Consider the following 13654-nt stretch of genomic DNA (forward strand, 5'->3'; position numbering starts at 1 on the left):
AAACAAAACTCAAATAATTATTTTACCCACTCTGTTTTGAAAGTGGTTTTTCCAGTTAATGGATTTGATGTTGTTTCAAAATTATTTCCTTTTTTGGAAACTGTAATTGTTTGTACGGCATCACTTTCTGGCAAGAAAACTTTGGCAGTAGCCGTTGTTGTAGCATCTGATGCATATACTTTTAAAGTCAATTTGCTCCAATCCATATCTTTGGTAGACTGAGCCAGTCCAATATGAGGAAGTGCTGTTCCGTCTTTTACTAAAACTACAATTGGCACTTCGCCTGCCTGTATTTTATGCCATCCACCTTTATACACTTTTTTGGTTTGGTAATCAATCCAAGTTCCTTCTGGAAGATAAACGTCTCTTTCGGTAACTTCTTCAAAAAGTGGTGCCACCAAAATACTTGAACCAAATAAATACTCGTTATCTACTAACCAAGCCCCTGGATCATTAGGATATTCCAAAAATAATGCACGCATCATTGGCAATCCATTTAGAGAACTTTCTTTAGCCTGAGCATAGATGTATGGCATTAATTCGTAACGCATATTATCTGCTTTTCTAAATCCTTCCAAGAAATCTTTGCTGTACAGCCAAGGCTCGCGCGGAGGCTCACCGTGGCTTCTTACGTGTGAAGTAAACATCCCGAACGGAGCCCATCTTCTGTATAAATTCTCTGGAGATTTAGTTGCAAATCCTCCAACATCATGACTCCAGAAACTAAAACCGCTTAATCCTAATGAAAGTCCGCCTCTTAGTTCGGCTGACATCGCTCCGTTGCTTGTTTCGGCATCACCACCCCAATGCAATGGGTAACGCTGACTACCTGCCCAAGTGCTTCTGGCCCAGATTAAAGTATAACCTTTTTCTTTTTGAGTAATTTCGGCAACGGCTTTGTTGTAACGTAATGGGTATAAATTATGCTCGTAAAAACCTGTACGTCCTGAATGATAAATTCCTTCCGGCGGTGCAGCTTCTCCAAAATCTACTTTGAAAACAGAAACTCCCTGATCAAATAATCTTTTCAGCTTTGCCTGATACCAAGTTACTGTTTCAGGATTTGAGAAATCCAATACAGCATCTTCATAAGGAAGATTTCCTTTGCGGTCTCTTACTGCCAAATTTTTGTCCATGATTTCATTGAACAATGTATTTTTTGGAGTGAAGTAAGGCAATTGCCATAAACACACGTGATATCCGTCGTCTTTCAAATCTGACATCATTTTTTGAGCATCAGGGAAACGAGATTTTGCAAACTCATAGTTATTTCTCCAATCTACATCAAACCAGCCTGTATCGAAGTGAATTACATCAGTTGGGATTTTGTAAGCACGCAAATCTTTTGCTACTTGACGGCCTTCTTTTTCAGAAAAATAAGTAATACGGCTCATCCAGAAACCAAATGACCAAAGCGGAGGCATTGCTGCTTTTCCAGTTAAATTGGTATATTCATCCAAAATTTCTTTTGGTTCTCCGATAAAGAAAAACAAATCGGCTTCATCATCTCCAATGTACATTTCATTGGCACTTCCAAAATATCTTCCAAAGTCAACTGTAATAGGTGTTGAATGGTGCATGAAAACTCCATAACCACGGCTGCTCATATAAAACGGAACTGGTTTGTACATGGTTTCGTTTTGAATACCATTGGCATCATCAGTCCATAAAACTACTTTTTGACCTCTTTTGTTAAATTGAGTGAATGATTCACCACAACCAAATATTTTTTCATCTGGTTCTAAACTGAAAGCAGCTCCCATACTTCTAGAATAATCACTGTTTCTGCGCACAAACGAAAACGGAAGTGATGGTGTATATCCGTTTGCGAAATCAGAATTATGAAGCGTACTCGTTAGTAATTTTCCTTTTTCATCAAAAATTTTCACATGCCATGGTTTTGACAAAATTTCAATAGAACCATGCTTGCTCGTGTATTTATATCCTCCTTCGATTTTAGAAGATTTCCATAATTCCGGGTGATTCGGAGCAACTCCGTTAATCAACATCAAAGATTCTTTTTGTGGACGAAATTGTGGTCCAGAAGTAGTTTTGATACGAATGGAACGATCCGATACAAACTGAATTTCAAAAGGCAATTCAGGAGAAACTTCATACTCCGTTGTTGGAAATTCATTGGCAGGAACCACACCCGGCTTCATCATCATATTGTTGAAAGCCTGACGTGTTTGATAATTGTAACGCAAATATTTTATAGTTCCTTTTCCTGTTGCAGGATCAAAACTAGCTAACTCATCAGCAAAATAAAAGGTGTTCAAATAATTCTGAAAATCTTTGCTGATATCTATTGGTGCGTTTAACACATCCGCATTTTGAATTTGTGCCGAAGCTTTTGGCGAAAGCAACAAACCAAAACCCATAAAGAGCGATAAGGAAGCTAACTGTATTTTCTTCATTGTGTTTATTTTAGATTATTTAGTTAAATATTTATTTTGCTATAATTACAATTGTCCTTTGTTTTAGTCCGTTTGCTTGAGCTGTTAATTCTATCTTACCGCTTTTAGTTCCAGATTGAACAACAACTAAACATTTTCCGTTAAGCGCAGTGTGTTTTGAACCTTTATACGATTCATGACTTACTGGATCTCCGCTGCAGACTCCCACGATTTTTCCATTTCCTTTCAAAGAAAACTGAATTTCGTTATTGGCATTTGGCGAAAGCACTCCTTTGGCATCAGTAATATCAACAGTTACGAAAGACAAATCAATTCCGTCAGCTTTGATTGTGCTTCTGTCTGCTGACAATTTAAAAGTCGCTGGAGCTCCAGCTGTTTTGATTTCGGATTCTAAAACTGTTTTTCCGTTTTTACGGGATATAGCTTTTAAAGTTCCCGGCTGAAAAGGAATTCTCCACATTACATGCAAATCGTCTCCTTTTTTGCTTTGAATGCCAACTGATTTTCCGTTTAAGAATAATTCTACCTCATCAGCATTATTGTAATAAGCCCAAACATCTACGTTTTGTCCTGCTGTCCAATTCCAATGCGGAAAAATATGTAAGACCGTTTTGTTTGTCCATTCACTTTGGTACATATAGTAAACGTCTTTTGGGAAACCGGCTAAATCTACAATTCCAAAATACGAACTAATAGACGGCCATTCGTAAGGAGTTGGTTCTCCAATATAATCGAATCCAGTCCAGATATACATTCCTGCAAGAAAATCGTGTTTTTTCATCACTTTCCAAGTCGCTTCGTGGGTTGAACCCCAAGGCGCCTGCACCTGATCGTAAGCAGATACTGTATTACCTAGATTTCCATCCGTAAATTTAAGATCCCATCTTACCGGCCATTTCTTAATCTGATCTGAAACCGCATCGTAATGACCGCGTGTTTCCAGAGCCGAAGTGGTTTCGGTCGCTATGAAAGGGACATTAGGAAAGTTTTTTTGATGGTGTTCAAAAGTCTGATGCGCATAATTGTAGCCTATAATATCCAAAGCTCCCGAAGTTGCCAATTTATTGAAATAGGTTTTAGATTTTTCAAATTGCAGCGTTACGTCATCAATATTCATATTAACGGCAGGATTCATTGCAGCAGTTACTAATCTCGTGGTATCCAGCTTTTTCACGATTGCCGATAATTCATTGGCAATTACTGGACCTTCATCACTCCATTGTTCCGGAATTTCGTTTCCGATACTCCACATAAATATGCTCGTATGATTACGGTCTCTAAGGATTTGATCCTGTAAATCTTTGACATGCCATTGATCCCAGTCAAGGCTGTAATCGTATTTGGTTTTAGCTTTTTTCCACATGTCAAATGCTTCGTCCATAACGATGAAACCCATTTTGTCGCAAAGATCTAAAAGCTCTGGGGCTGGCGGATTATGAGAAGTTCTAATTCCGTTTACACCCATTTCTTTCAGAATTTCCAACTGGCGTTCGATGGCTCTTGTATTAATTGCCGAACCCAATGGGCCTAAATCATGGTGCATACAAACCCCTTTGATTTTGACTTGTTTTCCGTTTAAAAGAAAACCTCTGTTAAGATCAAATTTGAAATATCTAATTCCAAAATCGGTTTTGTATTCGTCAACTATCTTATTATCTATGCTAATTGTTGTAACCGAAGTGTATTGTTCCGGTTTTTCATCAGACCATAAAACAGGATTATTAACTAAGACATCTTGATTGAGAACTTGACTTGCATTTGCTGCAAGAGTTATATTTTGGGTAACCGAAGTTACTTTTGTGTCTTTTTTTAAAATAGTAGTAGTTACTATTGCATTTTTAGAAACTGAATTTTGATTTTTAATCGTAGCTTCAATATTTACCGAAGCTTTGTCGACAGTAACTTTTGGGGTAGTAATATAAGTTCCCCATTGATCAACATGTAATTTATCAGTTGTTTCCAACCATACATTCCTAAATATTCCTGAACCGGAATACCAACGTGAATTAGGCTGTTTTGAATTGTCAACCTTAACAATAATTTCATTGTCTTTATCTCCATAATTCAGATAGGGAGAAAGGTTGTAGTGAAAACCAATATATCCATTTGGACGTTTACCAAGATAATGTCCATTTAACCAGACTTGGCTGTTTCTATAAACTCCATCAAAAACTATTGATGTAATTTTTTCTTTATTATCAAGAGCAATTTTAAATGTCTTTTTGTACCATCCTAAGCCTCCGTTAAGAGCGCCACCACCATAACCCGCAGGGCTTTTTTCATCAAACTTTCCTTCGATACTCCAATCGTGCGGCAAATTTAATGTTCTCCAAACTGTAGAGCTGTTAATAGTATCTTTATCTTTTATACTGTCGTTCAAATGAAAACTCCAATCTGAATTGAAAGAAATTTTTCTATTGCAAAAAGCTTCTCCTTTTATGTTGAAAGAACCAAATAATATGATTCCTGCTAACATCAATAATGATAACCCGCTGTTAAAACATTTTCTTTTATTCATCTGTATTATACTTTTTTTGAAAATTAAGTTAGAGATAAAATTACAATTTCTCCCCCTACTTAAAACAATTAATAAGTCTCAGTTTAAAAAACAATGAATGTTTTAAAAGCTGAGACTTAAATAAATTAAACTATTATTGTTTTACTACTAAATGGTAAATCAAATTATCGCCGTCTGCTCTAATAGCTATAAAAGCCAAAGTTGTTTCTGTAAGTTCTACAATCTGAACATTAGTAAAACTAAATGCGGAACTAAAATAGCTCGGTACGCTTGGATGTAACATTTCTGTTCCTCCATTAAAACCAAGTCTGTCATTTGTTGAACCTGTTGTAAGGCTAAAATTGAAAGTTCCTGTTTTAGTTTGCTGTGCAGTACTTCCTAGCGTTGAATCGGTTTGTTTTACCGAAACATTATAACCTCCGTTAAGATCAAAAGTAACTTCTCCCCAATCTTTATTTTCCAGACCTGCCCAAGAAATATCAGATAAATTTGGCCACCAGCCATGACCGCTTACGGCAATATTTTGATAAGATGCTGGTTTCCCGATAAACTCAAGTGGTGCGGTCATGTATAAAATCCATGTTTTGCCTTTAACTCCGTTAGTTAGTAAATTCCATCTTGGATCACTAAATAAACTAGTGTCATTTTGCGCAACGGTTACTGTTTTTGTCGAACTTACTGAACCACCTTGTCCAAAGGCAGTAAGACTAATGTTATAAGTGCCTGAGAATGGCAGTGAAATATTAGTTTCATTCAAATTACTATGTCCTAACGCATTGCCTTTGCTATCCGTATAACTCCAATAAGGAATAATGCCCGAAGTTAAGTTTTTTAGTTTTATTACATTTCCACCTGGATTTGCTACAAGATCCTGAGTAACTTCAAATTTTATATCCGATTTATCCATCGTACTATCCAAAGAATAGGATTCGGGCGAACAAGATGGTACTAGTAATAGTACCACTAACATCAAAAATGATGTAATTAATAATTTAGTCTTTTTCATTTTTTTTAATTTTTAGTTAAAATTACCAACCTGCATTTTGCTTTAAAACACCGCCAGACAATGTGATTTGTGTATTAGGGATTTGCTGCAGTCCTTTAGTTGCCTGAATTTTAGCAACAGTAATTGTTTTTGTTACTGGAACACCTCCACTTAATAAAGTAGTCGTTTCTGCAATAGTTGAAGAAGCTGTACCAATACCCTGACGTAATAAATCCCAATATCTAATACCTTCAAGAGCAAATTCTAAATTTCTTTCTTTAATGATGTTTTCCTTATTTACTGCTAGTGGTACAAAACTAGTTTTATAAGCTCTTTGTCTAACTTGATCAAAATAAGCCTGAGCATTTGCACTTCCTAATTCAGCGGCCATTAATAATACATCAGAATATCTTATTGCAACATAATCTTGAAATTGACTTATATCCCAGAACGCACTACCCATTTTAATAGGAAGTTCTAGTCCATTTTTATCAATCATTGGAGAATATTTTTTATTATAATATCCTGTATACTCTCTTTGATTGTTCAATTTGTTAAATGGAATATTTTCTTCAGCGATTCCAATTATGCTTGCAACTCGTCTTGTATCATTTGCATCGTATGCATTCCATAGTTTTGAGTTTACTGTAACTCCCCATCCATGAGCATAAGGGTAAGAAGAAAACTCCCTCATTCCGAACATTATCATCCAGCCGTTACCATCAGTATTTCCAGCATAATCACTTGTATATGTATACTTTATTGAATATACAAATTCTTTATTACTTTCTCCCGCATATTTATCAATTGATGCTGCCGGCCATAGAGTAGAAAAATCATTAACTAAACCATGACCACTTCCTGCGATAACATCTTCCAAATGTCCTAAAGCCTGAGCTTTTGTTACAACTCCTGCTAAATCAGTTTTTCCATAATATCCTGTGTAATATAAATAAACACGTCCTAATAAAGATTTTGCAGCCCATTTGGTAACACGTCCGCTAGTTGTAGAGCTGTACGCTACTGCAGGCAAATTATTTGAAGCAAATACTAAATCTTCTGCTATAACTTTATAGACATCGTCAGAATTTGCCTGTGGAATATTTTCAAAAGACGGTGCTGTTAATAATGGGATATTACCCCATAAACGTACCATTTCGAAATAAAGATAAGCTCTGATAAATTTAGTTTCAGATTCATAAGTATTTCTTAGAGTTGTGTCACCTTTCCAGTCAATCTGATCCATTTTAGACAAGAAAATATTACAACGATAAAGAGCTTTATAATAAGCAATCCAGTTACTGTTAAGCAAATCTACATCTGCAGGAGAACGGGTAATATCGAACTCGTCTAGAGCCGCAAAACCGTAACCATCTGAAGCACCGGTTCCTCCAAAACAGTCATCAGACATCACTTCGCTCAATACTGGAATACCAATACCGCCAGCACCTGTTGCAACTTGTAATCCATCATAACAACCTACTAATGCTGAATAGGCATCATCCGTAGATTTATAAAAATTTGTGTCTGTCAGCTGCGTTAGAGGTTCTGTTTCTAAACTGCAAGAGCCAAGAGACAATAAACTCAAACAGAAAATATATAAATAAGTATTTTTCATCGTTTTAATTATTAAAGTTTAATATTTAACCCCATCATAAATGTTCTTGGTCTTGGGTAGTATCCTACGTCAACACCTGATGAAAATTTCTGATCATTATTTGAAGAACCAAATCCAATTTCGGGATCCATACCATTGTACTTCGTAAAAGTGTACAGATTTAATGCTGAAAAATAAAGTCTGAACTGGCTTGCAAAAAATGGTTTAAGTTGTTTCATTTTTGCAAAATCGTATCCTAATGTAACTGTGCTGATTCTTAAGAAATCTCCGTCCTGAAGATATAAATCTGAAAACTGTGAAAAGTTTCTGTTATCTTCTGTTACTTTTGGAGTAGTGTTTGAAGTACCCTCTCCGTGCCAACGACCTAAGATAGAAGAATTATAATTACCATAAGTACCAGATTGATCTCTATAAGATTGTACAATTTGATTTCCTGCTACGCCATTTGTCTGCAATGAAAAATCAAAGGCTTTATAATTTGCAGATAAAGAGAATCCATAAGTAAAGTCAGGATTTGGATTACCAATTTTTGTTTTATCAGCAACATCAATTTTATCATCTCCATTAGTATTTATATAAATAACATCTCCTGGAGTTGCATTAGGTTGTAATACTACACCACCTGCTGATTTGTAGTTGTCAATTTGAGCCTGATTTTGAAATACGCCACCTGTTTTATAACCCCAGAAATAACCTAATGGCTGTCCGTTTTCTGCTCTGTAAAATTCACCCGCATTAGCATAAAGTTCATTAGTTATTCCGTGAATAAGTCCATCTGAGGTAGGAATTTGACCCACAGTATTTTTATTATAAGCCCCGTTTGCACTAACGCTATAATTAAAGTCACCAATTTTATTTTGATATTGTAATGATAACTCTAATCCTTTGTTAACTACATTACCGCCATTAATATATGGTGCATCAGCACCATAGGTTGCTAATCCCGGCGCTAAAATCAACCAGTCTTTGTTTGTTTTTTTGTAAGCATCAAAAGTAACACTCAGTGCATTGTCTAAAAATCTAGCATCGAAACCAAGGTCAATTTGCTCTGATGTTTCCCATTTTAAATTCAGATTAGATAATCTGTCAGGATAAGCTCCAGGCGTAAGAGTACCTTCTGTATTACCAAAAATATAATTGGTAGTATTTGATTTTATCGTTGATAAATACTGGAAAGCTCTAGCATTCTGATTTCCAACTTGTCCCCAGCTTCCTCTTAATTTAAGAAAATTTATTGCTTTTGAATCTTTCAAGAATTCTTCATTTGATACAACCCAACCTGCAGATACTGATGGGAAATAACCCCATTGATTCTCTTTAGAAAAAACAGAAGATCCATCCACTCTAAAAGTTGCATTTAACAAATACGTTTCTTTATAATCGTAATTTAATCTTCCATAATAAGACATTCTTTTAGTTTCTTGCTTACTACCATTTAATGATATTTGAGCACCAACTTTATTAATCGTATTGTCTAACCAAGCATGCCCTAAATCATTAAAAATTACATCTGCATTGGTCGCACCAATTGAAGTTCCATCATAATTGATAGAAGATGTACCAACCATAGTTTCAAAATGATTATTGCCAGCCACATTAAACTTGTATGTCAATAAGTTATCCCAAGTAAGAGTTTTTCCTTTGTTCATACTCTGGTTAACTTTATCAACGGTATTATTTGCGTAAGTTGACAAATGATATATAGGAGAATAAGAATGTCCTTCACCTGCATAATAATCAAGACCTAAAGTCGTTTTGAATGTTAAGTTTTTTATAGGCTCAATTTGTAAATAAACATTCCCTAATAATTTCTGATTATTACTTTCATTTTGATTATTGTAATACATCACAGCATAAGGATTTGCCTGACCTGCTAACCAAGGTTCTGTATTATTGGTAGTATTATAATAATTACCATTGGCATCATACATTGGCAAAAATGGCGATACCTGAAATGCACTTCTTAAAGAGTTGTTATATTGATTTCCAACTCCAATACCGTTTTTATTGATGTAGGCAAAACTTAAATTTTCACCAAAAGTAACCACATCTTTGTATAATTTATGCTCTGAATTGAATCTAAAATTATAACGTTCGTAGTTTGATAAATCTGGACCGCCTACAACTCCTCCTTGTTGTAAATAAGATAGTGAGGTAGAATAAACAGAAGTGTCTGAACCACCAGAAGCACCAAGGGAATAATTTTTAGTTGCCACATTATCAACCAACATTTCATCCATCCAATTTGTTCCTTTACCAAATGTAGAAATTTGCGCATTTGTGAAGTATGGAGCTTTTCCTGAATTTACGGCTGCCTCATTTAAGATAGTAGCATATTCTGTCGCATTTAATAAATCAGCTTTTCTAGCTACTGATTGTACACCGTAGTATTGATCAAAAGTTATTTGTCCCGCAGCCCCTCTTTTACCTTTTTTAGTAGTTACCAGAATAACTCCATTTGAAGCTTGAGAACCATAAATAGCAGCAGAAGCAGCATCTTTTAAAACGGAAATAGATTCAATATCTGAATTGTTTAAATAGGAGATGTCGCCTGTTAAGATTCCATCCACAACATAAAGCGGATTGCTTCCTGCTGTTGAACCTATACCTCTAATCACCACATTTAAACCTTCTCCTGGTTGTCCAGATGTAGAAGTAATCTTAAGCCCAGCCGCTTGTCCTTGAAGTGCCTGAAGCGCATTTGTAGTGTTTGTTTTGGCAAGATTATCTCCACTAACCTGAGTAACAGCATTTGTTACCAGTTTTTTCTTCATTGAACCATACCCAATAACTACAACTTCTTTAAGGTCTGCCACATCAGTCTGCAAGGAAACATTAATTGTATTTTGGGTTCCTACAGTTATATGTTGGCTTTTAAATCCCATAAAACTAATTGTCAATACGTCTCCCGTTTTTGCCTCTACCTTAAAGTTCCCATCAAAATCTGTTGATGTTGCTGTTTTGGTTCTATCATTTGTAATAGTAGCACCAGGAATTGCCATGCCATCTCCTGTCGATTTTACATTTCCACTTACAGCTCTGGATTGCTCTTGTGCAAAACCAGACTGCATCGTAAATACAGTAAGCAACAGCGCCATGCAAAACTGGAGCATTGTTGGTTTAATACAGTAATTGCTTTTCATAATAATTAATAATTTGGTTAAATTGTTGTTAGTGTTTGTTTTAATCTAATTAATACGCATTCGAAATAATTTGTTCAAATAATTCTTGTTTTCCGCTTATTGCTTGAGGCTCACCGTTTGCACGGGCAATAGCGCTAAGATCTTCCAGAGTTAATTCTCCTTTTTCATATTTAGCTCCATTCTCCACGTCAAACGAACCGTAACGTTGTTGGCGTAATTCTTTATAGTTTGTGTTTTTCAAAATATGATCTGCGCAGATAAGACCTCTGGCAAAAACATCCATTCCTGCAATGTGTGCAATGAATTTATCTTCGATATCGATTGAGTTTCTTCTCGCTTTTGCATCAAAGTTTATTCCTCCGCCTTGAATTCCGCCACCTTCTAAAATAACCAGCATAGATTGAGCAATTTCAAAAACATCAACAGGAAATTGATCAGTATCCCAGCCGTTTTGGTAATCCCCGCGATTGGCATCAATGCTTCCTAACATTCCAGCATCAACAGCCACTTGTAGCTCATGCTCAAAAGAGTGTCCAGCAAGTGTTGCGTGATTTACTTCTAAATTCAATTTGAAATCGTTTTGAAGCCCATGCTTATGAAGAAATCCTAAAGTTGTTGCCGCATCAAAATCATACTGATGTTTCATAGGTTCCATCGGTTTTGGCTCAATAAGGAAAGTACCTTTGAATCCTTGCTTGCGGGCATAATCTCTACAAATAGTCAAGAAACGGCCCATGTGTTCCTGTTCTCTTTTCATATCAGTATTCAAAAGACTCATATATCCCTCTCTGCCTCCCCAAAACACATAATTTTCACCACCTAAAGCTATTGTTGCATCAATTGCAATTTTAGCTTGAGCTGCGGCATAAGCCACTACATCAAAATTTGGATTAGTAGAAGCTCCGTTCATATAGCGGGGATTGCTAAATAAGTTTGAAGTTCCCCATAATAATTTGATTCCAGTCTCTTCTTGCTTAATTTTAGCATAAGCAACTAAAGCCTGTACACGTTGCTCAAATTCTTCCAAAGTAGGAGCATCATCTACCATATCAATATCATGAAAACAGTAATACGGTATTCCCAGCTTAGTCATAAACTCAAAAGCTGCATCCATTTTATCTTTGGCACGCTGAATAACATCTTCACTTTTATCCCACTCAAATGTTTCAGTTCCAGCTCCAAAAGGATCTCCGCCTTTATTACATAACGTATGCCAGTAAGCCATAGAAAAACGCAAATGTTCTTTTAAAGTTTTACCAGCTACTACGCGATTCGCATCATACCATTTAAAAGCCAATGGATTAGAACTATCCTTGCCTTCAAATTTTATGGTATCAATATTTTTAAAATACGATTGTGTTGTTGTTGTACTCATATTATTATAATTCTATTTTAATATTATTTTTCCATTCTTGATATATATCCTGATACTGAGAAGTCAATATAGGATTTGGCTCAACTCTTTCTATGCATTTTAAACCTTCAAAAGCCTGCTCCAATGAATCATAGTAACCAAAACCGTAAGCGGCTCCTCGCGCGGCTCCTTCAGAACCGGAGGTGTTATACAATTCTAATGTGGTTTGTGTAGTATTGGTAAATATTTCTCTGAAAACAGGACTCAAAAAAAGATTGGCATTCCCTGCTCTAACTATTTCTCCAGATGCCCCAACCGATTTCATGACATCAAAACCATAATTCATAGCAAACACAATTCCTTCACAAGCCGAACGGATAAGATGACCCGATTGATGAATATTAAAGTTTAGATTTTGAATCCCAGAATTGACATTTTTATTATTAAAAATGCGCTCAACACCATTGCCGAAAGGATAAAAACGTAACCCATTGCTTCCTGCCGCTACTTTTGCCGCTTCGGCATTAAGAGAATCGTAAGCTATTAAATTGGTTCTGTCTACAGACATAATTTTACGCAGCCATTGATATAAAATTCCAGAACCATTGATGCACAACATCACTCCGTTATTTTTTTGGGTTTCAGTATTATTGACATGCAAAAAGGTATTGATACGATTTTCTTTGTCATAAACATCCTGATTGCTTACTGCATAAACCACCGCAGATGTACCTGCTGTAGTTGCAATTTCTCCCGGTTTCAAAACATTCAGTGACATAGCATTATTAGGCTGATCACCACCGCGATATGTAATTTTAACATCCGAATTCAACCCTAACTCTGATGCGATATCTGAATGAACTGTAGCTTGATATCCAAAATTAGAAACGATTTCAGGAATCATGTCAATAGGTAATTCCATGGCTTGTAACACTTCGGTTGCCAAAGTACCTTTTGAGAAATTCCATAAAGCGGCTTCCGATAAGCCCGAAGTGCTTATTTGTGCTTTTCCAGATAGTCTTGCAGCTATGAAATCCCCTGGAAGCATCATGTAGACCGCTTTTTGAAAAATCTCCGGTTCAGTGGTTTGAACCCATTTTAATTTGGAAGCCGTAAAATTTCCGGGACTTCCAAGAATTTGTTTATGACAGGATTCATGCCCCATCCTGTCATAAACTTCATTTCCAATACTCGCTGCCCTGCTATCACACCAAATGATAGACGGACGGACAGGATTTAAATTTTCATCGGTCAGAACCAAGCCATGCATTTGATAGGCGATTCCAATTCCAGCAATTTTTTTTAAGTCAATATGATGTTTTGCCCCAAGAGACTGAATACCATTTTTTACATATTCCCACCATTTATTTGGATCTTGTTCTGCCCATCCAAATTTAACAGCAGTAATTTCCATTTCAAATTCAGGAGCTGTTACTGAGGCAACAGTAATTCCTTTATCGGCATCAAATACTGATAATTTTACAGACGAACTTCCTAAATCGATTCCTAAAAAAAACATAATCTTACTATTATTTGAGTAACTTAATATTGTTTTTGTACTTTTGGTCAAATAAACCATAACGTTATGGTTAATTTGACTACAAGTGTACAACGTATTT

At 35.9% G+C, this 13654-nt stretch carries 7 protein-coding genes; all 7 read right to left on the minus strand.

The window, feature by feature from the left end:
- Positions 1-17: 17 nt before the first annotated feature.
- Entirely contained in the window at positions 18-2417 is a 2400-nt protein-coding gene (locus CLU83_RS15450; protein WP_100432432.1) for an alpha-xylosidase, read from the minus strand.
- Between the two features lie 31 nt (positions 2418-2448).
- Positions 2449-4935, minus strand: coding sequence for a glycoside hydrolase family 2 TIM barrel-domain containing protein (locus CLU83_RS15455; protein WP_100432433.1), 2487 nt, complete (start codon positions 4933-4935; stop codon positions 2449-2451).
- A 133-nt stretch (positions 4936-5068) separates the two neighbouring features.
- Positions 5069-5941: a hypothetical protein gene (locus tag CLU83_RS15460; protein WP_198512304.1), complete on the minus strand. Its 873-nt coding sequence runs from the start codon at positions 5939-5941 to the stop codon at positions 5069-5071.
- Positions 5942-5963: 22 nt separating this feature from the next.
- Positions 5964-7538 carry a RagB/SusD family nutrient uptake outer membrane protein gene (locus CLU83_RS15465; protein ID WP_100432434.1) on the minus strand — a complete coding sequence of 525 codons (1575 nt, stop codon included), beginning with the start codon at positions 7536-7538 and terminating at the stop codon, positions 5964-5966.
- 11 nt (positions 7539-7549) lie between these two features.
- Positions 7550-10681 carry a TonB-dependent receptor gene (locus tag CLU83_RS15470; protein WP_100432435.1) on the minus strand — a complete coding sequence of 1044 codons (3132 nt, stop codon included), beginning with the start codon at positions 10679-10681 and terminating at the stop codon, positions 7550-7552.
- Between the two features lie 49 nt (positions 10682-10730).
- Positions 10731-12056, minus strand: coding sequence for a xylose isomerase (gene xylA, locus CLU83_RS15475; protein WP_100432436.1), 1326 nt, complete (start codon positions 12054-12056; stop codon positions 10731-10733).
- A 4-nt stretch (positions 12057-12060) separates the two neighbouring features.
- Positions 12061-13554, minus strand: a complete 1494-nt coding sequence (locus CLU83_RS15480) for an FGGY-family carbohydrate kinase (protein ID WP_100433767.1) — start codon at positions 13552-13554, stop codon at positions 12061-12063.
- Positions 13555-13654: the final 100 nt, after the last annotated feature.

It is taken from the genome of Flavobacterium sp. 1 (genome assembly GCF_002797935.1).
In the GTDB taxonomy this organism is placed as follows: domain Bacteria; phylum Bacteroidota; class Bacteroidia; order Flavobacteriales; family Flavobacteriaceae; genus Flavobacterium.

Bases quoted from the DNA above. Each gene is read 5' to 3' on its own strand.
- CLU83_RS15450 (WP_100432432.1), bottom strand. From the start codon at position 2,417: ATGAAGAAAATACAGTTAGCTTCCTTATCGCTCTTTATGGGTTTTGGT.
- CLU83_RS15455 (WP_100432433.1), bottom strand. From the start codon at position 4,935: ATGAATAAAAGAAAATGTTTTAACAGCGGGTTATCATTATTGATGTTA.
- CLU83_RS15460 (WP_198512304.1), bottom strand. From the start codon at position 5,941: ATGAAAAAGACTAAATTATTAATTACATCATTTTTGATGTTAGTGGTA.
- CLU83_RS15465 (WP_100432434.1), bottom strand. From the start codon at position 7,538: ATGAAAAATACTTATTTATATATTTTCTGTTTGAGTTTATTGTCTCTT.
- CLU83_RS15470 (WP_100432435.1), bottom strand. From the start codon at position 10,681: ATGAAAAGCAATTACTGTATTAAACCAACAATGCTCCAGTTTTGCATG.
- xylA (WP_100432436.1), bottom strand. From the start codon at position 12,056: ATGAGTACAACAACAACACAATCGTATTTTAAAAATATTGATACCATA.
- CLU83_RS15480 (WP_100433767.1), bottom strand. From the start codon at position 13,554: ATGTTTTTTTTAGGAATCGATTTAGGAAGTTCGTCTGTAAAATTATCA.